The sequence below is a fragment of the Natrinema hispanicum genome, assembly GCF_900111485.1.
GTDB lineage: Archaea > Halobacteriota > Halobacteria > Halobacteriales > Natrialbaceae > Natrinema > Natrinema hispanicum_A.
Window position 1 is genome coordinate 1 of record NZ_FOIC01000019.1, and the last position, 23,375, is coordinate 23,375.

The window sequence follows — 23,375 nt, forward strand, 5'->3', positions numbered from 1 at the left end:
GGCAACAGTGTGGTCCAGTGGAAAGAAACCGAGGAGAAAGAGCGGATTTGCGAGGTGTTAGAGGCGGTACGCGAGCAGAATCCCGGCAAGCGGATTCTGCTCGTCTTGGACAAGCACGGCTCCCACATCTGTGAATACACGCGCAAGCGTGCGCACCAACTTGGCATCGATCTCGTGTTCCTTCCCTCAGGATCACCGCATCTCAACCCAATCGAACAGGTTTGGAAATACCTCAAGTGGACGATGGCACCGATCATCGTTGAGAACGAAGACGAGTTCCACGAACTCGTCAAGGACGTATTTGATCAAGTGACACAACGAGTAAGTTTCGCAAAGAGCTGGTGTAAGAAGTTCCTTGATTTTCAAAAGTTTCCTTGATCATTATACTAACGCACAGTGGATATCCAAACGCTCATTCGGCTGATTTCAGACTGCTTGAGTGTCCTCCGGCACATACACACATCCTATAAATCTAATATAACTATACCAAACCCGTCAGGTGGGTGCTGCGAATACCCCGAAATCCGTGCACGAGATTCGCGTCTGTCGGTAGGAATCGATCCCGAATACAGGGCCGATCAAGGAATCACGACCGCCATTCACCACCCGTGAGTGGACCGATATCTTGTAGGCGCTCGTCAACTGATCGTTGAGTGCGGCTGTCATCAGCAGCCGCAACACGACCTGACCAGTTATTTGTCACAGTGGGGGACGAATCGTCCCCCACCGGTCAGTTAATCGATGTTGAAATTCCGTGCACGGATTCTGTCATTCGTAGCTACAGCGTCACCCCGAAGAAGGGTCAGTTAGCAGGCTGAAATGCTCGATATCAGTCGGATTGTCAGTTTTCGGCGACTCGAAAGACCGCCTATGGTTGTTATAGCTTGGAGTCTGCCTGTTTAATCGCGAGAGCAGGCAGTTGACGCTGAGAACAGCTAAACTGCAAATTCTACTGTCCCAGCGTTCGGCATTCCTCTGCCTTTAGCGGAGGTGAATGTCAAGTTATATTTCAGTTACTCGTTCATACTCGTCGGAGAGCGCTGCGGCGTCCTCCGGGAGCAATGCGGCGAGCAGGTAGCCTGTGTAGTCGGTTAAATAGTCTACGAGGGTCGCGATCCGTTCAGAGTCGATCGCTTCCAACGAATCGAGCAGCATGAACGGAATGTCTTCGTACACTTCGTGTGCGAGATAGCCGGCAAGTGCAAACACGAGTCCTGTTACTTCCCGCTCGCTCTCGGATAGGTGATCGATGGTGTCCTCGTATGCCGCACCTGACGTGGAGGTACGAATGACGTGCAACTGGAAGACGGACTTCGTCACTTTGCGTCTACCCTCACGTACGTCACGCTCAACACGCTCGATCCAGATGCGGTCGAGGTTCGCGTAGCCGAGCATCTCAAGGACAGTATCCATATGCTCGTTGAATTCCTCGACCGCGTTTTGTTCGATCTGCTCTATCTTCGTTCGAAGGTCCTCGATCTCGGCGCTGACTTCGTCATGTCGTGTCTCGATGTCTTCCGCCTGGGCGATACGCCCTTCGATCTCTTCGATCCGGCCCTCAACGCGCTCGAGGTCGTTTTCGAGCTTTCCGAGCTCGTATTCGATCTGGTTTGCCTCCTTGTGAAGATCTAAGATGGCACTGTAGTCCTCGTTCTCTAACTCTTCTACTTCCGCTTCGATCGTCTCTATTTCGTCGGTGACCTCCTCACGGCGCGTCTGCAGTTCGTCGATCGTGTTCTCGCTGCGCTCGATTTCCCGCTCTAGATCCGATAGTCGCCGTTCGATGCGGTCGCGTTCCCGCTGGGCCTGCTGGAACGATCTCTTTTTCTCGTTTAGGTCGTCGATCTCGTCGTCTAACTCGTTTACGTCGTCGAATTTCGCCCGGCTGATCTGCCGTAACTGATCGATCGTCGATTCGATCTGCTGTTTTTCGACTTCGCTCCCACACGTCCAGCAGGTTACGTCGTCGCTCGGGAGCAACTGCTCAGTGATGTCTTCGGTCGAACCCTCAGAGAGCGTCTCGAGCGCGCTCGTATCGGCGTCTTCGAGCATGTCCTCGTTGAAACCGATGACGCTCTGCAGTTCGCTGACTTCTGCCTCGAGGGTTTGTTTCTGCTCCCGGAGCCGGCTGATCTCCGACTCGATCTCCGAGATTTCGCCGACTGGCGTTTCGGGATGCTCGGCTTTCTCATCTTCGAGTTCCTGCTGTTCGCGATTGAGCGCTTCGAGGCTCTCGCGTTCCGTTTCGAGATCGTATCGGATGTCGTCGAGTTGCTTTCGCTTCGACCGCAGTTCGTCGAGTTTGTCCTCAAGAGCGGATTTCTCCTCGCGCGTTTCTTCGACATCGGCGTCGGCGTCCTGTAGCTCCGCTTCTTTCTCTGCGAGTTCGGCCTTCTTTGCTTCGATTTCTTGTGTAAGCTGCGTTCGCTTCTCTTCCAGCCCGGGGAGTTCTCCTTTAAGATCGTCGATTTCGTCGAGTTCACGTTCGAGATCGCGGCGCTTTTCGACGAGTCGATCGATTTCGGAGTGAATGGCGTCCGTGTCGACCGGTCTCATGATGAGTTCCCGCAGGTCATCGCTCGCAGCAACGGCTCGACGAGCCTCGTTCGACTCGAGCAGGAAGGCAAACAGATCGGCGAGCATTGGATCGTCGAGATACGGCTTACCGTCGGAAACAATGGTACCGGACCGCCGGCTCAGCGTCCGGGTATACGTTTCGTCACCGAGTGTGAGTTCAACGGACGCTTCGTCCGCGTCTCCTTTGATCGAGACGTTTTCACTGCCGAGCGCCGCCATCACTGCTTGGAGAAACGACGTCCGGTTGGTCGCGTTGCGACCTTCGAGAACCGTCACTCCTGGGGAGAACTCGACCGTGGTCTCTTCAATTCCACCGATATTCTCTGCGTGTATCGTTCCGGTCTCACGAATCTTTTTCTGTTGTTCCATACGCCCGTATCCGTGCCGTTTGCTGATAAACCTTTATATAGAAGTAGGACAAAAGTCGCTGTTTCGGACCCAGCGTCTTCGCTCATCGCCAACTGCTAATATTGCATTCAAACCACAATAATGTCGAAAAATTCGGGTGTTTTGAACAGAAATAACCTTGTTCAAACAGCCAACGAACACACTTTAGTATCCCTCGCTGACTATGTCTCAATGATGGCTGACGCTTCGAATTCGAACGGCACCCCCAGATACAAAGTTGGAAAGGTCATCAATCGATATTCGCTCGACGGGATGGGGCGCGAACTTGAGGAATATTGGGTTGGTGACGCGAAAGACTCTTACAGCCTCCGTGAGCTCGCGGAGTATTTCAACAAAGAAGTACTACGCAGTGCGTTAGCAGGAACTTCACAGCAACGCTTCAGCGGCGATATCGAGACGATTTATCACGCCCTCACGGACGACGACGTAAGCCGGGGCGAGCAAACTCGCGTCCGGAAAACGCTCGAACGCGATAGTATCGATGTCGAACAGTTACAGAATGACTTCGTCACACACCAGGCGATTCACACGTACCTGACAAAAGGACGGGATGTGGAAAAAGGGACGGAGGCCGGTGACCGAATCGAGTCCGCTCAACAGACGATCAACGGGCTTCGAGGTCGGCTTATCGCCGTTGTAGAGACAGTGCTCTCGAATCTCAGGGATACGGACACTCTCACGCTCGGCTCGTTCGATATTTTAGTCAAAATTAACGTACACTGCACCGACTGCGGGACTCACAAGAACCTCACCGAACTGTTGAGTGATGGGGGCTGTGAGTGTGAGGATGGGCAGTGAGCGCTCTCTCTGACCGTCTCAGGGTGCGTCAGTAGCTGTTTGTGATCGGTATCGATCTCGTTTGGGACACAACCATTACAGACCTAGTTATGTAATGGAGTGTGTTACGGACGAACGCTGTTCGCCGAAATCAATCTCAACTGTTCATTCTTGATGAATGGCGGATTGTTAATCACTAACATAGATCACGATAGAACTGTTCCTCAATCTCAAATTATCCCAGTAGACGCGCTTTTCGGCCCAGATGCTGAGCAACGTTGCGACATATTCGGAGATAGTTCTCTCAATTCATTCGAGTAACTCGGATAAGGTGAGCGTTTGTAACACTCTCTTCACGAAATCTCTGTTCCGTCTTGTGGTTTCTGCCTTCGGCTGTTTCGTACTGGTTCCAAGAGAGGACGGTCATGACTGCGTATTGCTGAGGCCTTGCCTACTCTGAATCCGTCGAATAAGTTATGTCAACGCGATCTCCGCCAGATTCAACGACAATGAACAATATTATTGGTGTCGAGTTCGTCTTCCCTTTTATGGGAAATAGAAACACGGTCAATTCGGATGAACGGATGCTCGATATCATGGAAGCACTCAAAGAGCACACGTCCGCCGGTGTGACGGAGCTCGCCGACGCTGTGGATATGCCAAAGAGCACTGTACACGTTCACCTCTCGACACTCAAAGACCGAGGATACGTCGTCCAGAACAACTCGCAGGAGTACCGTCTTAGCCTTCAGCTGCTCGATATGGGGATGATGGTTCAGGAGACCCAGGAGATGTACGACGAGGTACTCCCGAAACTCGACGAACTTGCTGAAGAGACGGACGAAAAGGCTTGGTGGACCGTCGAAGAAAACGGGAAGGCCGTGTTCATCGCCAAGTCCGTAGGAAAGCACGGCATTCAAACCAACGCTCGGATCGGACACCACATCGAACTGTATCAGCTAGCGGCAGGAAAGGCCATCCTCGCAAACCTGCCAGCAGTGCGACGGACAGAAATCCTGGATAGCTACGACTATCCACTTGGCGGCGAAAAAACCCGTGCGGAACTTGAGGCAGAACTCGAGGAGATTCGAGACCGGGGTGTCGCGTATGGATCCGAGCAGTTCCTGCAGGGCGTCTCCGGTGTCGGCGCTTCGATTACGGACAATGCTGGAAACTCCTACGGAGCAATCAGCGTCTCAGGTCCGTCCAACCGCCTCGACAGCGACCGCGTGGAAAACGAGCTTGCAAACCTCGTCCGGGGTCTCGTGGGCGAACTACGAGTCAATCTCTCGTACCGTTAGTTCTACTCACTCGAACGGGTGACTGAGGCAGATCCTTCTATTTATTATCTCTTCCCACGGATAGCGGCGATTATTCTTCGTGAGTAACGTTCTACTCTTTCGAATGCTGAACGTTGTGTGTTATCAAAGTTGCCACTTACGATATGGCTGGTGAACGTGTAGGAGCGGTGCTATGCTGTCTCTGCTTCGCTACAAATGAGAACTGGTCGGTCGGTATTCAGCACGACTGATTGGCTCACACTCCCGAACAGCATTTTGCCCGCTGGTGTTCGATTGCGCCCAGCGACACAGATCGCATCGGCATCGAGTTCTTCTGCGGTTTCGAGGATCGACTCTGCCGGGTCGCCACTCCCCTCTCGCAGCTCGACCGCCACGCCTGCGTCTTCGAGGTTCTCCTGTGCCCGTTTTACGGCTTCGACCTGCGTGACTGACGCACCTTCCAGATTGTCAACAAAGTCGTGGAGCAGGTACGCACGGGTATTGTCGATGTCGAACAGGTCGATAACTGTCTCGGCCTGGACGGCCGCGCGTTCGACGTTCTGATCGATACCGAGTACGATCTCTTTCATGGACATATATTCGCAGACGGATCTGAAATAAGTACCGCCCGTCCCGCGGCACGAGGGCATCGACCGATATCGGATCCACGTAGTCAATCCGGTCTCGTCAGCGGGAGATCCGAACAGTATCGCTGGAGCGAGCCGCTAGTCGGCCAGTCCGACGCCAAGGTGTTCGTCGAGTACCTTGTCGTTCTCGCTTACGTCCTCGGACGGTCCTTTGTGGACGATATGGCCCTTCTCGAGGATGTACGTGTAGTCGGACACCCCGAGTGCGACTGGGATGTTCTGTTCGACGATCAGGACGGTGATCCCCTGATCGTTGAGATTCTCGATTATATCCTCGATCTGTCTGACGATGTACGGTGCGAGCCCTTCAGTCGGCTCGTCGAGCAGGAGCAGGTCGGGATCGGCGATCAGTGCACGCCCGATGGCGACCATTTGCTGTTCGCCGCCGGAGAGTACCGAGCCGTAACTATCCTCGCGCTCCTGAAGATTTTCAAATATGTTGATTACTTCGTCGACCGAGGGCCCGTTGCTCGCGTCGACGCCCATGTGGCCCATCTCAATGTTTTCACGGACCGTCAGCCCGGGGAATACCCTGCGCCCTTCCGGGACGAACGCGATCCCCTTCCTGATGGTCGACTCGGTATCGAGGGTCGTGATATCGTCTCCATCGAATTGGATTGAGCCGCCGGTCGGTGCGAGGTTGCCGACGACCGATCGAAGCGTCGTCGTCTTGCCGACCCCGTTGCGGCCGACGAGCGAGACAACCGAGCCACGCTCGACCTCGAGTGAGAGTCCTTGTAGTACCTCGGTCATATCATATCCGGCGCGCAAGTCCTGTATCGAGAGCAGTGGATCACTCATCGCGAGCACCTCCGAGATATGCATCACGGACGTCCTCATTGGTAGCGATATCCTCTGGCGTCCCGCTCGCAAGCTCCTGCCCACGAGTCAGGACGGTGACCCGGTCGGAGACACGCATGACGAGATCGATATCGTGTTCGATGAGCATTAGCGACTGGTCCGAGAGGACATCACTGATGAGCGTCATCGTTTCGTGCGTTTCCTCGCTACTCATCCCTGCGGTTGGTTCGTCAAGCATAACTAATTCTGGGTCTGTCGCGAGCACGAGACCGATTTCCAGGCGACGCTGGTCACCATATGCGAGCGTGTCTGCGTGCACGTCTGCACGATCGCGCAGCCCAATCTTGTCAAGGATTTCGGTGGTTCGGTCGGTCAATTCATCGAACGAGTCCTTGTCGCGGAACATCGCCTCTCGACGACTGATCTCGTCGCTGTACATCGATTGCGCGGCGAGTCGGACGTTCTCACGGACGGTGAGACCGCCGAATACATTGGTGATCTGGAACGATCGGCCGACACCGTGATGGACGCGCTCATGTGGCGGCATGTTCGTGATGTCTGTGCCGTTGAAGCGCACGGTCCCTTCGGAGGGGATGAGCGCGCCAGTGATGAGGTTGAACGTGGTGGTCTTGCCGGCACCGTTCGGGCCGATGACGCTCCGAAACTCGCCTTTCTCGACCTCGAGGTCGACGTGGTCGACAGCAGTGAGCTCACCGAAGCGTTTCGTCAGTCCATTCGTTTCGAGTACTGTCTCAGTCATGCGTGTTCACCTCCGATTCGTCGAACCCGACTGACGGGCTGTCGCTTTCCGCACTCTGGCGACGCTGAACGAGCAGCGACGGGATCGACACGAGTCCACGTGGAACGAACAGCACGAACAACACGAAGATGGTCCCGATCACCAGTCGCCATTGCTCGGTGTACGACGAGAGAATGTCTTCGGCACCGATGAAGACGCCGGCACCGATCATCGGCCCGAAGAGCGTTCCCATACCGCCAAGCAGCGTCATCACGATGACCTCACCGGAGTGAATCCATGCGAGGGTTTGATCCGGCGAGATGATGAACGTACTTGGCTTGACAGCCAGGAGGCCGCCAGCCATCCCGGCCATCCCACCACTGATCACGAACGCGCGGCGTTTGTACTTCGTCACGTCGTAGCCGATAAACTCGGCACGTTCCTCGGCCTCGCTGATGGACTGAAGGACACTCCCGAACGGCGCGTTCATGAACCGACGGGCGAATAGGAGCGATGCGACCGCCAGAATCAGCGCGGTGTAGTAGAAGACGATGTTCGGCGTGATCTCGAACCCGGCGATCAGTAGGTTGATGCCATTGAGTTCGGCACCGATGCCGGCAATTCCGAAGAACGTGTCCCAGCCGAGCAACCCGTCGCTGCCCCCGGTGAACTGGAACTTGAACACCGCGTTGTAGAACAGTTCGGCGAACGCCAGCGTGATCATCGCAAAGTAGACGCCGGAGACCCGAATCGAGAGACTGCCAACGATCCACGCGATGAGCGCACAGATGACGATCGCACCGAAGAGCGCGATGATAAACGACGACGTGTAGTGGATCATCACCAGCGCGGCCACGTACGCACCGACGCCGTAGAACATCGTGTGACCAAGTGGGACGAGGCCGGTGTAGCCCATGACGATGTCCAGACTCAGAGCGAAGATGGCCATGATAAGAACGCGGTTAAGGAGGATGATGTAGTAGTCATTGCCGGTCAGGAGGATGGCAAAGGGGGCGATGGCCAGCAGGCCGACTGCTGCTGCACCCAGTTTCATCCGGACGCTGTCCGTGAACACGCCGCCGTCGGCACCGGTCAAGAGGTCGCCCTCTTCACCGCCTTCGTCCTGAAACTCCGGGTTCCCGAATAGGCCCTGTGGCTTGACCAGCAACACGGCAATCATCAACAGGAAGATAGTGAGCCCTTCCAGGTCCGGCAGCGAGAGCGTGATTCCGGCGACCTCGCCGAACTCCGTGCCGCCGTACGTCCGCGTTATCGTGCGGATAATACCCACGAGAAGGCCGCCGAAGACGGCACCGCGGAAACTCCCGAGTCCGCCGAGCACGACGATGATGAACGCGGGGATGATGACGCTGTTACCCATCCCGGTACTGATGCTCTGGTAGCCGCCGAGAACGATCCCGCCGACAGCCGCGAGCGCGGCACCGAGACCGAACACGAGCGTGTAGTACTTGTCGATATCGATGCCGACGTTGCGGACCATCTGTCTGTCCTGTGAGCCGGCTCTGACGATCATCCCGTACTTGGTCCGTTCCAAGAACAGGTAGATCCCGAGCGCAAGCGCCCCCGCGAAGACGATCATGAAGTAGTTGTACAGGGACACCTGAATGCCCGCGACGCCGACTGGCTGGCTGAGATATCCTGGCACCCCGAGATTCCGCTGTTGGGTCCCCCAGACCAACTTGATCAGGTCGTTGATGATGAGGACGAGCCCGAAGGTAAGGAGGATGTGATACAGGGGATTTCGGCCGTACAGCGGTCGAATGGTGAAGCGTTCGATGGCGACACCGACGATACCGACCAGCAGCGGTGCGACGACCAGTGCCGTCCAGAACCCTACCCCGACGCCGAGCGCACCCGAGATACTGAGTGCGAAGTACGCCCCGAGGGCGAACAGTTCCCCGTGGGAGAAGTTAATGACGTCCATGACTCCGAAGATGATGGACAGTCCCGCAGCTAACAGGACGTACACCATCCCGAGGGTGACGCCGTTGATCAGCTGTTCGGTTAGGTCTGCTACGAATGTCATTGGTACACTAGTTCAGTTCACAGCCCAGTTCGGAGCCTGGCGGCAGCGTGTTCTCGCCCTCGACCTTGCTAAGGAGATCCACGTTAGCCATGTCGCCGTCGCCTTCGACCAGCTCGCCTATCCAGGTTGGGTTAGTGGCCTGATGATCGGACTCCCGAAGCGTGATATCTCCCAGCACCGTCGTGAACGTTCCGCCCTCGAGGGCGTCTCTGACGTCCGTGGGGTCGGTACTCCCAGCTTCCTGCATGCCTCGCACCATCAGGCGGATGGACTCGTAACCCACTCGCTCGAAGTTCCCGGGGACGCCGTCGTATTCGTTCTGGTAGGCTTCGACGAACTGCTGGTTGTCGCCGAGATCGACTGAGGGATCGTAACGGACACCGCCGTAGGTACCGACCGCATTGGACCCCGCTCCTGAGCGCGCGCTCTTGAACGCCATCGTCGGACCGACAAGCGCTTTCTCTTGCGCGAGACCCTGGTTTGCGGCCTGATTGACGAAGTTGACGAGGTCCCCGCCGGTCATGCCGAGGATAACCGCGTCGGCGTCGGACGAGCTAATCTGGCTTATATACGAGCCGAAGTTCGAAGAGCCGAGGCTGGATTCTGTCTTCCCAACTTCAGTGAAGTTGCTGTTTGCGTCCTGCATCCGTTCTCTGGTCCGATTGTAGACCGAATCCCCGTAGGCGTAGTCGGCGATGTGGAACCAGACGTTTGAGCCGATCTCGTTTACCGTGTACGCCGAGATCGCCTCGGCGATCTGAGCCGTGCTCGTCTCGAAGCGGAAGACCCACTCGTTGCACGCCTCGCCCGTGACCGGAACGGCCGCCGCACCTGGGAAATAAACGAATTCCGCATCGCTGGCGAACTCGTTAAGTCCCAGCGCGACGGAACTGGAGATCGCACCGAACACGAAGTCGGCTTGTTCCTGCTGAACGACTTCTTGGGCGGCCTGGGACGCGGCTCCGGCCTCCGTCTCGGTATCGTCGTACACCGCGTCGATCTCGTAGTCGAACTCGTCGCTGTCGTTGATCTGCTGGACGGCCAACTCGACGCCATTCCGCTGTGCCGGACCGAGTGAACTGTAGGCCCCGCTCATCGGATTGAGGCTCGCAATAGTCACTGTTTCGTTCCCACTCCCTCCCGCACAGCCGGCGAGCGCTACAGTGCCCGCTGCGCCGGCGGCCGACAGGAACGTTCGACGTGAGGAACCGAATACGATACTGTCATTGTCTCCATTGGTTGCCCCTCGCATGGGTATGATATCCACTGCACACCAGTGCCTAATAAATCATTATGTTCAACTCATATATACGAGGGGTTGATAAATAAGGGTTTTATATTTAATAATGGACGAACCGTCCCAACTGGGAGAATGATAATTCCTGCTTATGATCGATCTGTCATGGAAAGTGTTACTCGGCAACTCGAACTACAGGGCCGTTACCGCGTCAGTTCCCACTTTACCGGTCGTGTCGAGACCGTCGCTGCCCTCGGCTGCCCCAGTCCTCGCGGTCTCGAGTACGCGCTGAAACCGAGTGCTACGGACTCCTGTCACTCAGTACGGCAGGCCTGCGCCCCGTCTTGGTGTGTGCCGAGACCAGTGACAGCAGACCGGATAGCGGAAGCCCGTTTCACTGAACCCACACTGTTTTCCAGTTCACGAACTCCTTGATGCCGGCTTCCGAGAGTTCACGGCCGTAGCCGGAGTCTTTGATCCCGCCGAACGGCACGCGCGGGTCCGACTTCGTCATCTCGTTGATGTAGACGCAGCCGGCATCGATCTCGCGTGCGAGTCGCTGTCCGCGCTTGCGGTCGTCGGTCCAGAGGCTCGCGCCCAGCCCGAACCGCGTATCGTTTGCGAGTTCGATGGCTTCGGTTTCGTCGGCCACCTCGTAGACGGCCGCAACGGGGCCGAAGGTCTCCTCTGCGTCCGCAGGGCAGCCCTTGGGAACGTCGGTCAGCACGGTCGGCGGATAGAAGGCCCCCTCCCTGTCGAGGGGGTCGCCGCCCGTCAGAACCGTCGCCCCGGCCTTGACGCTGGCTTCGACCTGGTCGTGGAGTTGCGCCATCAGGTCGGGGTCCGCCTGCGGCCCGACATCGGTCGCCTCGCTCATCGGGTCACCGACCGTGAGGCTCTCGAATTCGTCGACGAACCGGTCGACGAATTCGTCGTAGACGGCCTCGTGAACGATGAACCGCTTGGCCGCGATACAGGACTGGCCACCGTTCTGCGTGCGCGCCTGCACACCTGTCTCGACGGCGCGACCGAGGTCTGCGTCGTCCAGCACGACGAACGGATCGCTCCCACCCAGTTCGAGGACGGTCTTCTTGAGGTGTTTACCGGCGGTCTCGGCGACGGCCCGGCCGGCCGGCCCGCTGCCGGTGAGCGTCGCAGCGCGTACCCGATTGTCGGTCAGGACGTCTTCGACCTTGCTCGAGCCGACGAGCAGCGTCTGGAAGACGCCCTCGGGATAGCCAGCCTCGCGGAAGACCTCCTTGAGCGCCATGGCACACCCTGGTACGTTCGAGGCGTGTTTGAGCAGGCCGACGTTGCCGGCGGTGAGATACGGGGCGGCAAAGCGGATGACCTGCCAGAATGGGAAGTTCCAGGGCATCACCGCAAGCACGGGTCCGAGCGGATCGTGGACGGTCTTAACCGACGTTCCCGGTGGGCTGGGATGGTGGTCGGCCTCGAGGTAGGCGCTCGCGTGCTCCGCGTAGTGATCGCAGGCCCACGCGCACTTCTCGACTTCGGCGACGGCCTGGGAGATCGGTTTGCCCATCTCCTTGGTCATCAACTCCGCGTACCGCCGCTTGTTCTCCCGAAGCACGTCGCCAGCGGCCGCCAGCAACTCCTCGCGCTCACGCAGCGGGCGCTCGCGCCACGATTCGAAGGTCTCTATCGCAGTCTCGAGCGTGGCCTCGACGTCCGCGTAGTCGTCTTCGGTGTATTCGGCGAACTGTTCGCCAGTGGCTGGATTGACCGCGTCCATGGCAGTGAGTATCGCTAGCACTACTCTTAGGTATTTTCATTCCACGAACGGGCCGCGGTCAACCTGAGGATTTATTTCGGGGGGTGTGATAGTGACCAGTGATGTACAAGCACATTGCCCTGCTCGTTCGACAGGAGGGTATGTCCCATGCAGAGTTCGTCGACCACTGGCAGAACAACCACACACCCATCGCGAAGGATATCGAGGGTGTTGTGCGGTACCAGCAGGTGCTGCCGACCGAACCCGAACACGCCGAGTTCGACGGGCTGGCGGAACTGTACTTCGAGACGCTTGAGGATCTTCACGAGGCGCTTGGCAGTCCCGGCTCCCGTGACTACGACCCCACCAAAGAGATCGCGGCGAAAGCCCGCGAGGACGTTGACAACTTTCTGGCTCTCGAGGAGCGTCCGCGGTTCATTGGCGAGGAGATCGTCCAGAAAGACGACGTCGAGAGTGACACTGATCACCTCTACAAACACTCGGCGTTTCTGGTTCGTCAGGAGGGCATGACTCACGAGGAGTTTGTCGACTACTGGCAGACCAACCACACGCCCATCGCTCGTGAGATCGACGGTGTCGTCAAGTATAACACCGTCCTGCCAACCGATTCCGAGAACGCAGAATTCGACGGCGTCGCCGAACTGTACTTCGAGGATCTCTCGAAGCTCTACGCCGCGCTGGGCAGCGAAGGGTCCCGTGACTACGACCCTGCGAAGGGGAAAGCTAAGGAAGCCCGCGAGGACGTCGACAACTTCCTGGCCCTCAAGGAGCGCCCGCGGTTTATCGGGCAAGAACGACTCGTCAAAGACGAACGCTGAGCCATGCCCGACTACGAGAGCCAAGTCCGCGAGGCGTTTCCCGAACTCGATTCGATCGACAGTCCCGACCTCCGCGAGAAAGTCATCGAGGCGTGGATGCTCGGACTCGACCGGGGCGGCTGGCGACACATCGAGGATATTCCCTACGCCTGGAACATCCACGAGGTAACCAACGTCGAGCACGTTCGCGGCGTCACGCGCATCGCTCGCCAATCGGCTCAAGAGCAGCGCGACTTCCACGGCGCGGACCCCGACATCGACGTCGTCGTGGCCGCGTGTCTCCTTCACGACGTCGGCAAGTGCTACGAGTACGTCGATTTCGTCGACGACGAGCAGTTGCTCGAGCCGGATCGAACGTACGCGACCGAGGAGGTCCCGCATTCGCTGTCGGGGTATGCCCTCGCCCACGAGGTCGGCTGTCCGCTCGCGGTCCAGCGGGCGATCCCTCACTTCATCGGCGAGATTCCCACCCGGACGATGGAAGCGGAACTCGTCAAGAGCGCGAACTCGGCGTCCTCGAACGCGATCACCCAGTCGGCGATGGGGATCACGCTTCAGGAGTGGGTCGACGAGTACTCACAGACACAGAACTGATAAGAGGATTCCCCCACCGATCGCGTCTCACGGCTCGTCGGCAGTGGTACCAGCCGTTCAGGTGCGATCGTGTATTCAACCTATCCCGTCTTGTAGACGCCGCGAGCGTCCGCGACCTGTGTGTCGTCAGCAGCGTAGACCGCGACATCGACGACGCCGACGTCACTTCCGAGCCGAACGACGTCGGCTTCCGCGTACAGATCGCCGGTCCCGGCTTCCAGATAGTCGATTCGCATGTCGATGGTCGGAACCGGCTGGTCGACCAGTGAGACGAGCGCGGCACCGCCGACGGTGTCCGCCAGGGTGAACGTCACGCCGCCATGGGCCATTATCCGATCGTCGTTCCAGGATAATGCTTCTCGCATCTCGATGGTTCCTTCGGCGTGTCCGTCCGCCGCCTCGGTGACCTCGACACCGAGCAGGTCGGCGAACGGCATGTTCTCGAAGAACGCTTCGATGTCCATGACGGCCGGGATTTTTCTTTCCGGCTAATTAACCGTTCTGGTTTGTGTCACGGTAACGTGGGCTGCCACTCGATTCGAGGACGAATCGGACGAGAGGTCGGTACGGCGCTATCGAGCGGTCGCAATCTCGTCGATGGCGTCGGGGTTCTCGATGCTCGAGAGATCGTCCAACTCCTCGCCCGTGTAGACGGACTGGATGATGCGACGGACGATCTTGCCGCTCTGGGTCTTGGGGAACCCGTCGACGAACAACACTTCGAGCGGACGGAACGGCTTGCCCAACTCCGCGCCGACCTGTGTGCGTAGCTCCTCTCGCAACTCGTCGGTTTCCTCGTAGCCGTCGGTGACGACGACGTACGTGACGACGGCGGTTCCTTTGGTGTCGTCGGGTGCGCCGATCGCGACGGCGGCGTTGACGGCCTCGTGTTCGATGAGCGCGCCTTCGACTTCGGCCGGGCCGACCTTTCGGCCGGCGACGTTGAGCACGTCGTCCGAACGGCCGTGGAGGAACCAGAAGCCGTCCGCGTCCTGCTGTGCCCAGTCGCCGTGGTCCCACATGTCGTCGAACCGTGACCAGTACTCCTCGAGGTAACGCTCGTCGCCGCTCCACAGCGACTTGGTCATCGACGGTGCGGAAGACTTGCAGATGAGATAGCCTTCCTCATGATCGTCGGCGACGGACTCGCCGCTGGCGTCGACGATGTCGACGTCCATGCCAAGCGCCGGCCCGCCGAGAGTGCCAGGTTTCAGCGAGTGCAGTGGCGTCGGCTGGAGGAAACAGCCGAAAATCTCGGTGCCGCCGGAGATGTTCATGATGGGTGCCTCACCACGGCCGACGTTCTCGAGGAACCACTGCCAAGAGTCGGGATCCCACGGCTCGCCGGTCGATCCCAGCAGGCGTAGCGAGGAGAGGTCGTGGCCGTCTAGCCACTCATCACCCTGTTTCTGGAGCGCGCGGATGGCGGTCGGGGAGATGCCGAAGACCGTCAGGCCGTGGTCGTCGATCATCCGCCAGAAGCGATCCGGCTCGGGGTAGTCCGGTGCGCCCTCGTAGAGGAAGATTGTGCCGCCGTGCGCGTGGTTACCGATGAGCGTCCACGGTCCCATCATCCAGCCGATGTCGGACACCCAGAAGAACCGATCCGAGGGCTTGTGGTCGAACGAGAAGTAGATTTCCTTCGCCGGTTGAACCAGTCCGCCCGCGTGGGTGTGGACGATCCCCTTCGGCTGGCCCGTCGTGCCCGACGAGTACAGCAGCATCGACTCCTGATCCGCGGGGAGTGACTTCGTGTCGTACTCGTCGGACTGCGTCCCGACGGCGTCGGCCCACCACTCGTCGCGGTCGTCGTCCCACGGGATCGACGCCTCGTCGGAACCTAATCGGTCGTAGACGATAGTGTGTTCGACGTGGCCGGCTTCGTCGATGGCGTCGTCAGCTTGTGCTTTGAGCGCGATTTCGCTGCCACGCCGGTAGAAACCGTCGCCGGTGAACAGCACCGAACACTCGGCGTCCGCGATGCGCGTCGCGGTGGCGTCGACGCCGAAACCGGAGAAGATCGGCACCGCGATCGCACCGACCTTGAAACAGCCGTAGAGCAGTGGGACGATCTCGGGGACCATCGGCATGTAGAGGCCGACGGTGTTGCCGGTGTCGATACCGCGCTCCTTGAGGGCGTTGGCGACCCGATTCGCCTGCCGATGCAGTTCGTGATAGGTAACCTCACGGACCTCGCCGTCTTCGCCCTCCCAGATCGTCGCGACCCTGTTCCGGGCCTCGGCGTCCGGCTGGGCGTGGCGGTCCACGACGTTGTGTGCGATGTTGAGTTCGCCGCCGACGTACCAGCCAGTAAACTGCGGGCCGTCGCTCGCATCGCGGACCCGGTCGTAGTCCTCGTAGAACTCCAGGCCGAGGTGGTCGACGACCTCGTCCCAGAACCAGTCAAGGCCAGAGGCCGCTATCCCATCGACCTCGCTGACGGTCAGCTCGTGGAGTTCTTCGAAGTTATCGATGCCGTGTTCCTGCATGAACGCGTAGACGTTGCTATCCTGAACGAACTGCTCGTCCGGTTCGTAGCGTATCTCCTCGGGCTCGTCGAGTAATCCTGCCATTGTAACCCATGCACAACTGGTGACAGTATCCTCTTAAAAATTTGTGCGTGCCAGTTCGACGATGCGTGGTGCGTCCGATCGCGGTCACCCGCGATGGTCGTAGACGCGCTGGACCTTGCCGACCTCGGTACGGGCGATGCCGCCCGGCTCGACGAGTTCGAGGTCGTCCGGCGTAAATGAGAGGACGTTCTGCAACCGGGAGAGGATCACATCTCTTAGTTCGTTCTCGCTTCGGTCGCTCTGCTCGTCTTTTTCGATGGTAAGCTCCATCACGTCGAGGCTTCCGTCCTTGTGAAGGTCGATGCGGTAATGGGGAGCGACGCCGGCAACGTCGAGGATGATGTGTTCGATTTCGCTCGGGTAGAGATTGACACCACGGACGATAAGGAGTTCATCGGTGCGACCAGTGACGTTGTCCATGCGGACCATTGTCCGGCCACACTCACACTCGTCGTAGTTCAGCGTCGTGAGATCACCCGTTCGGTAGCGCAACACCGGCAGCGCCTCTTTCGTGAGCGTAGTCAACACGAGCTCACCCTCTTCGCCCTCTTCGACGGGCTCGCCCGTACGCGGGTCGACGACCTCCGGATAGAAGTGGTCCTCCCAGACGTGCAGGCCGTCCTGGGCCTCGTGACACTCCGCGGCAACGCCCGGACCGATGATCTCCGAGAGGCCGTAGTTGTTGATCCCGGTCGCGCCGAGTCGCTCCTCGATCTCCTCGCGCATCGGCTCAGTGCAGGTCTCCGCACCGTAGGCGATCACGGAAATCGGGAGCTCGCGTGGATTCAGCCCCATCTCTTCGGCCGTCTCGGCGAAGTACAGCGCGTAGGAGGGCGTACACGCGAGGACGTCGCTCTCGAGGTCCTGTGCGAGTTCGATCTGTCGCTGCGTGCCGCCGCTGCTCGTCGGCACGACCGTCGTGCCGAGTTCCTCGGCACCCTGGTGGAAGCCCAGGCCGCCGGTGAACAGGCCGTATCCGTAGGCGTTCTGAACGGTATCGCCGGGTTCGACGCCGGCCGCGGCCAGTGACCGCGCCATGGCTTTGCCCCAGACGTCGAGATCGGCGTCGGTGTAAGAGACGATCTTGGGCTTGCCGGTCGTCCCGGACGACGCGTGGATTCGCGCGAGCTCCTCGTCGTCGACGGCGAACAGGCCGTCGGGATACTCGTCGCGGAAGTCCTCTTTGGTCGTCATCGGGAGCGTCGTGATGTCGTCGATGCTCTCGATGTCGCTCGGGTCGACGCCGGCGTCCTCGAGTCGTTCGCGGTAGAACGGGACGTTTTCGTACGCGCGTTCGACCGTCTTCGTGAGCCGGTCTGCCTGTCGTTCACGGAGCGCTGCCCGATCGAGTGACTCGTTACTACTTCTCATACCAAAACGATGAACGGTCCCCTTCAAAAAGATTCGTGATATCGCTGCGGAGACGGACCGCTGTCAGTCAGTGCCGGTGAACCCGTGACACATCATGCAGATGCGCCGTTCAGTGACGGCAGCCCGTATCAGACAAGTTCGGGGCGGACTTCGTCGCCGAGTCGACGGATACACTCGGCCATCTCCTCGGTACCGGCACCTGGGTGGTACGTCCGGAAGATGAAGTGAATGTCGTCGCCGAGCGTCTCGCGGTAGGTCTCGAGTTCGTCGACGACCTGTTCGGGCGTGCCGAAGATCGCCTGCTCTTTGAGTTCCTGTTTGCGCTCGTCGGACAGTTCGTCGACAGGTTCGCCGGAGAAGATCTCCTCGTACCGGCGCTGGATGTAGAAGTAGCCGTCGCGCATCGCCTCCCAGGCTTCGTCGCGGGAGTCGCCGACGAACCCGTGCTGGAGGACGTACACCTGAAAATCGCCGTCGATGTTCTCGTGCTCGCGGACGGTCTCGATGTCCTCCGTGCGCTTGCGGACGCCCTCGAGCGAGATGGCCGAGGGTGCACACCAGGCGTCGCCGATGCGGGCGGCCCGCCGAACGGCGGGCTTGGCAGCGCCGCCGAGCATGATCGGTACGTCGTGGGCCGGTTTCGGCGTCACGTCGACGTCGGCCGAGATCTCGTGGAAATCGGGCTCGTAGTCGAGTGTCCCCTCCGACCACGCACCGCGAAGCACGTTGACGGTGTCGGTCAGCCGGTCGACTCGCTCGTCCTTGGAGATGCCGAACGCGTCGAACTCGTCGACGTTCGAGCCGATCGAGAGACCGAGCGTCGTCCGTCCGTCCGCGATCTGGTCGATCGTCGCAACGTCCTCCGCGAGGCGGACCGAATCGTACAGCGGAGCCAGCGCGATACACGGCCCGAGTTCGATGTCGTCCGTGACCGCCGCCAGCGCACCCAGCGCGGGCGAGATTCCCGACATGTACCCGTCGTCGAGGAAATGATGTTCGGATACCCACGCGCTGTCGAGGCCGGCGTCGTCGATGACGCGGCCGAGCTCGAGCATCTCGTCGTAGATTTCGCTCATCGAACCGTCGTCGTCCGGTCGCTGTTGACAGGTAAACAGGCCAGTCCCGAGTTGCATACACTACTCAATTCGGGTGGGCCGTCTTAATCCTTGGCGAAGGGGCGAGGTTCCGCCCGGGAGAGCCGACCAGACCGTTACACCGAAGCCCGTCGAGCCGAACAGTCATCCCATGGCAACGTTCACATACGAGACGGAAGTGCCAGTTCGCTTTCGCGATCTCGATCCGATGGGGCAGGTCCACAACGCTGTCGTCCTGATCTACGTCGAGGAAGCTCGCGCACGGTACTTCCAAGAGGTCGTCGGCGAACGACTCGAGCAGACCGACGGCGCCCTGGTCCACCAGGAGATCGACTACACCGCCCCGATCGAACTCGAGGACGCGGTGACGGTTCGCTACCGCGTCTCGAAAATCGGCGCGTCCAGCCTCACCACGGTCTTCGAGGTACGGACAGACGACGGTATCGCGGCGAACGGCGTGGTCGTTCACGTGGTGCTCGACGAAGCGGGAGAGACTCGAGCGGTGCCCGACACGTGGCGCGAGAACATTACGGCGTTCGAAGACGGATCGGTAGAGATAGTCGAGTAGAGAGACGAGATGTCAGCGTATCGGCGGGGTCAGTCGTCGGTTCCGGTTCCGTCGCCTGTGACGACGCCGGTCGATTCCTCCGGACTGCCCTTGATACGGCCGAGATCCATCACCGCCTTGATGTCCTCGTCCAAGTCGTGATAGTCGCTCGTGCTCGTAACGAGCGAAACGCCGACGAAGACGACGACGGCGACGATCGTGGCGAGTTGGCCACCGAGGAATCCCAGAGGAAGTTCGACACCAGCGTACTCGCCGCCGTAGGCGAGGAGGATCGTAAGCGCCAGTCCGGCGCCGCCGCCCGCGAGTGCGCCTTCGGCGGTCGCTCCCCGCCAGTTGTACGCGATAGCGATACAGGGGAAGATGACGGCCGCGAAGATTGCCCAGCCCGCGGCACCAAGGACGAAGATGAGGCCGGGGAAGGTGGCTGCGATGACGCCCGCCGCGATAAGGAGCGCAGCCGTAATCAGACGCCCCCAGCGGACTTCCTGCTCCTGGGTGAGGTCGACGTTCCGGTGTTCGATGAAGTAGTCGTGGACGACCGCGGACGCGCCCATGTTGAGGAACGCGTTGCTCGTCGACATGATCGCGGCCATGACCGCAGTGAGCACGAACGCGACGACGACGTCCGGAGCCCACTGGATGAGCGCGAGCGGGAGGGTCGCGTCCGGGTTGCCCGGATCGGCGACAGTCCCACCGATGACGGCGGCCCGCAGGAACGGTGCGGCGAGCCAGTACATCGCCGTTGCGAGGTACGCCGACCCCGTGATGAGTGCGCCCCACTTCAGCACCGACACGTCGCGTACCATGTAGAACTTCGTGATCGCGTGGGGCTGGCCGGCGACGGTCGCCTGGATGACGATCACCGAGATGACCAGGCCGATGGCCATGAGTCCGTCGCCGCCGAGCAGCGTGAACTCGAAGTACGCGGGATTTTCCGCCTGGATCGTCTCGATCATCCCGTTCCAGCCGACCCCGGAGTTCGTCACGACGTAGTACGCGGTCAGTACGCCGCCAAGCACCATGATCGCACCCTGAATCGCGTCGGACCAGATGGCCGCGAGCATCCCCCCGATGACGGTGTAGAAGCCGACGACCACCAACCCGATCACCAGTGCCTGGAAGAAGCTAATCGGCAGGATGAGTGATCCGACGATCCCGAGTGCGGCGTACTGGGCGGCGAGGTACCCCATACTGCCGAGCAGGACCGACGCCGCACCGAGCAGCCGGACACGCTCGTCCTGGAAGCGGTAGTACATCGCGTCTGGCGCGGTAATCGCGTCGCGTACGTCGCCGAGTACGCGCATCTTCCGTCCGAGCAACCAGTACGACGCGGTGAACCCGAAGATGATCAACCCGCCGACCAAAATGAAGTACTCGAGGCCGACGAGGTAGCCCGTTCCGGTGACGCCGATCATTCCCCACCCGCTCTGGATTGAGGCGAACACCGCCAGCGCGACGACGAGGACGCCCGACCGTCGTCCCGCCACGAAGTACTCCTCCTGGTTAGTCTGGTATCGACTCGCCAGTATCCCGATTCCGACCATCAGAACGGCGAACACAGCGAAGAATATCACTGCGGTCTCCGAGTAGTAGTCGACGCCGAGGTCATCACCCCACGTCTGCAGCGGGATCAACACGCCAGCATTGACGCTCATCAATCGTTCACCTCACTGGGGTCGATTCCACCGAGAGAGTCCCGTTCCCGAACCGTCTCCGTCCCCTCCAACTGCGTCCCGAGGTACACCGAGACGACGAGAAAGAGGACGACGAGCGAGAGAAACACCTCGACGACCGGCGTCGGGAATCCGAGCAGGTAGCTCATCGGACGATCACCCCTCGGCCGCGCTGGTGTTGGTCTCTCGCGCCGATCACCGCTCGACGGCCCGAGTACAGTTCGTGCCATGCAGACCCATGATGTGTAGTATCGTGCCACATACAAACCAAACAATCAAATTTGTAATACATAAGCGTTACGCCGCCTTCCGTCGCGACGGCTGGTCACCGACGCTCGAGACGGTTCGAGTTCCAACGACGAACCGTCGTCGACGACCGTGGGAGAAACAGTTTTGTTGTATGCTATATGTACACGAAATACATGTCCGACCGGCATAACGCACTCTTCGAGTCGATCGATCTCGGCCCCGTGACGGTGCCGAACAGGGTTTTTCAGCCGCCACACGGGAACGCGTACGGGCTCGGTGACCAGCAGACGGCCTTCCGTGCGGAGAAGGCACGGGGCGGATTCGGTCTGATCGTCCAAGAGTACAGCCAGATTCACGAATCGACCGACGTTACGCCCGTCGACTCGGGATACATCCACGACGACGAGACGATCCCGCCACAGCGAGCGATGGTCGACGCGGTTCACGACCACGGTGGAAAGCTGTTCGTCGAGTTGTGGCACGGCGGTGCGACGGCCGGGAACTACGGGAGCCGCCGCCCACCGCTTTCGGCGTCGCAGCTTCCAACCGGCAACTACTACACGCCCAAGGAGATGGAACACGCCGACATCCGGGAAATCGTCGCGGCGTTCGGTGACGGGGCAGACCGGGCGCGGCGAGCAGGCTACGACGGCATCGAACTCCACGCAGCACACGGCTACCTCATCTCACAGTTCCTCTCGCCGTTCTACAACGACCGCGACGACGAGTACGGCGGTTCACTCGAGAACCGAATGCGGTTCTTCCGGGAGGTCATCGAGAGCGTTCGCGAGAACGTAAGCGACGACATGGCCGTCGGTGCCCGGTACACGATCGACGAACGCGTCGAGGGCGGGCTAACTGCGGACGGCGACGGGCTCGAGATCGTTCGGCGAATCGGCGACGACCTCGACTTCTGGGATATCGACATCGGCGTCAAACAGTCGATCGACGACATGATCGCGCCGAGTCGCCGCCACTCGAAGAACTACCAGATAGACTTCGTGAAAGCTGCCACCGACGAACTCGACGTTCCCGTCGGCGGCACCGGGCGAATCACCGACCCGGACGACGCGGTCGCGCTCCTCGAGGAAGGGTACGTGGACATGGTCGGCATGGCACGCCAGTCGATCTCGGACCCCCACTGGCCACGAAAGGTGAGAGAGGAGCGCATCGACGAGATCCGGGAGTGTATCGGCTGTAACGTCTGCGTCTCGCAATCGAGACAGGGAATCCCGCTCACCTGCACGCAGAACCCGACGGTCGGGAGAGAGGCGGTTTGGCCGCCCGAAGAGTACGAAACAGTCGACGAACCGAAAGGCATCCTCGTGGTCGGCGGCGGGCCGGCTGGCATGGAGTTCGCGAGGGTCGCCGGCGAGCGTGGGCATCTCGTTCACCTCAACGAGAAAGCGGAGACGCTCGGCGGCCGGGTCAACTTCGAAGGGACGCTGCCTGATCTCGGTGAATGGAACCGGGTTCGCGACTGGCGGACGACCGAACTCGAGCGGCTCGACGACGTCGCCGTCCACACGGGAAGTAGAGCAGAGATGTGCTACGACGACGTCGAGAGCTACGGTGCGGAGGTCGTCGTCGTCGCGACTGGCGCGAGGTGGTCCGAGAAAGGTGAAACGTCGGGAACGCACCGTCCCGTTCCGGGCTGGAATCGTGACCACGTGCTGACTCCCGAAGACGCGCTCGAGGTCGATCCCTCGGGACGGAACGTCGTGATCTTCGACGAGGAGGGGTACAACGTGAGCGCCGGCGTCGCCCAGTCGCTCGCCGCCGACAACGACGTGACGTTCGTGACGCCGAGTGCGAGCGCGTTCGATCAGGCGGTGCACACGTTCGAACGGGGAACGATCTTCACGACCCTCTTCGAGAGCGGCGTCGAGTTCGTACCTCACCACGCGCTCGAGGAAATCCGCGACGACGACGTCGTCACCGCCAACGTTCACTCGGGAGCGCAGACCACGCTCGAGGCGGACTACGTCGTCTTCACGACGATGCGAAAGTCGAACGACGACCTCTACCGCGATCTTACGGCGAACCTCGACTCGCTCCGGCAGTCGACCGAAATCGAGGAAGTTCATGCAATCGGTGACTGCGTCTCGCCGCGGCGGATCGCCGATGCCGTCTATTCCGGTCACGAACTCGGTCGGCAGGTATAGG

At 59.9% G+C, this 23,375-nt stretch carries 20 protein-coding genes; 7 read left to right on the forward strand and 13 right to left on the reverse strand.

Going from position 1 to position 23,375, the window contains the following annotated elements:
* Nucleotides 1–378, forward strand: a 378-nt coding sequence (locus BSG09_RS14690) for an IS630 family transposase (protein WP_139246224.1), incomplete at its 5' end; no start/stop codon positions are given.
* 624 nt (nucleotides 379–1,002) lie between these two features.
* On the opposite strand, the gene BSG09_RS14695 is transcribed toward BSG09_RS14690, so the two are convergent.
* Nucleotides 1,003–2,946 carry an archaea-specific SMC-related protein gene (locus tag BSG09_RS14695; protein ID WP_092934417.1) on the reverse strand — a complete coding sequence of 648 codons (1,944 nt, stop codon included), beginning with the start codon at nucleotides 2,944–2,946 and terminating at the stop codon, nucleotides 1,003–1,005.
* A gap of 120 nt (nucleotides 2,947–3,066) precedes the next feature.
* Between BSG09_RS14695 and rdfA the strand changes: the two genes are divergently transcribed.
* Both rdfA and BSG09_RS14705 read left to right on the forward strand, forming a co-directional pair.
* Nucleotides 3,067–3,783, forward strand: a complete 717-nt coding sequence (gene rdfA / locus BSG09_RS14700) for a rod-determining factor RdfA (protein WP_139246225.1) — start codon at nucleotides 3,067–3,069, stop codon at nucleotides 3,781–3,783.
* 527 nt (nucleotides 3,784–4,310) lie between these two features.
* A complete protein-coding gene (locus BSG09_RS14705) occupies nucleotides 4,311–5,063 on the forward strand; it encodes an IclR family transcriptional regulator (RefSeq protein WP_206536886.1) in 753 nt (250 codons plus the stop codon).
* Between the two features lie 170 nt (nucleotides 5,064–5,233).
* Here BSG09_RS14705 and BSG09_RS14710 read toward each other — a convergent pair whose 3' ends face one another.
* The 6 genes from BSG09_RS14710 to BSG09_RS14735 form a co-directional block, all read right to left on the reverse strand.
* Nucleotides 5,234–5,632 carry a universal stress protein gene (locus tag BSG09_RS14710; RefSeq protein ID WP_008011681.1) on the reverse strand — a complete coding sequence of 133 codons (399 nt, stop codon included), beginning with the start codon at nucleotides 5,630–5,632 and terminating at the stop codon, nucleotides 5,234–5,236.
* A 135-nt stretch (nucleotides 5,633–5,767) separates the two neighbouring features.
* A complete protein-coding gene (locus tag BSG09_RS14715) occupies nucleotides 5,768–6,490 on the reverse strand; it encodes an ABC transporter ATP-binding protein (protein WP_049911672.1) in 723 nt (240 codons plus the stop codon).
* Nucleotides 6,483–7,250, reverse strand: coding sequence for an ABC transporter ATP-binding protein (locus BSG09_RS14720; protein WP_092934419.1), 768 nt, complete (start codon nucleotides 7,248–7,250; stop codon nucleotides 6,483–6,485). Before BSG09_RS14720 ends, BSG09_RS14715 begins: the two co-directional genes overlap by 8 nt.
* On the reverse strand, nucleotides 7,243–9,276 hold the full coding sequence (locus tag BSG09_RS14725; protein ID WP_008011686.1) for an ABC transporter permease: 2,034 nt from the start codon (nucleotides 9,274–9,276) through the stop codon (nucleotides 7,243–7,245). The genes BSG09_RS14720 and BSG09_RS14725 overlap by 8 nt, the downstream gene beginning before the upstream one ends.
* A 7-nt stretch (nucleotides 9,277–9,283) precedes the next feature.
* Nucleotides 9,284–10,528, reverse strand: coding sequence for an ABC transporter substrate-binding protein (locus BSG09_RS14730; RefSeq protein WP_092934421.1), 1,245 nt, complete (start codon nucleotides 10,526–10,528; stop codon nucleotides 9,284–9,286).
* A 379-nt stretch (nucleotides 10,529–10,907) separates the two neighbouring features.
* Complete coding sequence (locus BSG09_RS14735) at nucleotides 10,908–12,269, reverse strand: NAD-dependent succinate-semialdehyde dehydrogenase (RefSeq protein WP_092934423.1); 1,362 nt, start codon at nucleotides 12,267–12,269, stop codon at nucleotides 10,908–10,910.
* Between the two features lie 101 nt (nucleotides 12,270–12,370).
* Here BSG09_RS14735 and BSG09_RS14740 point away from each other — a divergent pair, with 101 nt between their 5' ends.
* Both BSG09_RS14740 and BSG09_RS14745 read left to right on the forward strand, forming a co-directional pair.
* Nucleotides 12,371–13,087, forward strand: a complete 717-nt coding sequence (locus BSG09_RS14740) for an EthD domain-containing protein (RefSeq protein ID WP_092934425.1) — start codon at nucleotides 12,371–12,373, stop codon at nucleotides 13,085–13,087.
* A gap of 3 nt (nucleotides 13,088–13,090) precedes the next feature.
* Nucleotides 13,091–13,681: an HD domain-containing protein gene (locus BSG09_RS14745; protein WP_008011693.1), complete on the forward strand. Its 591-nt coding sequence runs from the start codon at nucleotides 13,091–13,093 to the stop codon at nucleotides 13,679–13,681.
* Between the two features lie 80 nt (nucleotides 13,682–13,761).
* On the opposite strand, the gene BSG09_RS14750 is transcribed toward BSG09_RS14745, so the two are convergent.
* The 4 genes from BSG09_RS14750 to BSG09_RS14765 form a co-directional block, all read right to left on the reverse strand.
* A complete protein-coding gene (locus tag BSG09_RS14750) occupies nucleotides 13,762–14,145 on the reverse strand; it encodes a PaaI family thioesterase (protein ID WP_008011694.1) in 384 nt (127 codons plus the stop codon).
* A 108-nt stretch (nucleotides 14,146–14,253) separates the two neighbouring features.
* Nucleotides 14,254–16,254: an AMP-binding protein gene (locus BSG09_RS14755; RefSeq protein WP_008011696.1), complete on the reverse strand. Its 2,001-nt coding sequence runs from the start codon at nucleotides 16,252–16,254 to the stop codon at nucleotides 14,254–14,256.
* Between the two features lie 84 nt (nucleotides 16,255–16,338).
* Nucleotides 16,339–17,625, reverse strand: coding sequence for a phenylacetate--CoA ligase PaaK (gene paaK / locus BSG09_RS14760; RefSeq protein WP_092934427.1), 1,287 nt, complete (start codon nucleotides 17,623–17,625; stop codon nucleotides 16,339–16,341).
* Nucleotides 17,626–17,753: 128 nt separating this feature from the next.
* A complete protein-coding gene (locus BSG09_RS14765; protein WP_092934429.1) occupies nucleotides 17,754–18,758 on the reverse strand; it encodes an LLM class flavin-dependent oxidoreductase in 1,005 nt (334 codons plus the stop codon).
* A 112-nt stretch (nucleotides 18,759–18,870) separates the two neighbouring features.
* Here BSG09_RS14765 and BSG09_RS14770 point away from each other — a divergent pair, with 112 nt between their 5' ends.
* Nucleotides 18,871–19,287 (forward strand): acyl-CoA thioesterase, encoded by a 417-nt coding sequence (locus tag BSG09_RS14770; protein ID WP_092934431.1) that lies wholly within the window; start codon nucleotides 18,871–18,873, stop codon nucleotides 19,285–19,287.
* A 29-nt stretch (nucleotides 19,288–19,316) separates the two neighbouring features.
* Here the strand turns inward: BSG09_RS14770 and BSG09_RS14775 are convergent, their stop codons facing one another.
* Nucleotides 19,317–20,942: a sodium:solute symporter family transporter gene (locus BSG09_RS14775; protein ID WP_092934433.1), complete on the reverse strand. Its 1,626-nt coding sequence runs from the start codon at nucleotides 20,940–20,942 to the stop codon at nucleotides 19,317–19,319.
* The gene (locus BSG09_RS20885) at nucleotides 20,942–21,109 is read right to left on the reverse strand and encodes a hypothetical protein (protein ID WP_160162896.1); all 168 of its coding nucleotides are present in this window, start codon (nucleotides 21,107–21,109) and stop codon (nucleotides 20,942–20,944) included. Before BSG09_RS20885 ends, BSG09_RS14775 begins: the two co-directional genes overlap by 1 nt.
* Before the next feature lie 273 nt (nucleotides 21,110–21,382).
* Here BSG09_RS20885 and BSG09_RS14780 point away from each other — a divergent pair, with 273 nt between their 5' ends.
* Entirely contained in the window at nucleotides 21,383–23,374 is a 1,992-nt protein-coding gene (locus BSG09_RS14780) for an oxidoreductase (protein WP_049911673.1), read from the forward strand.
* Nucleotide 23,375: the final 1 nt, after the last annotated feature.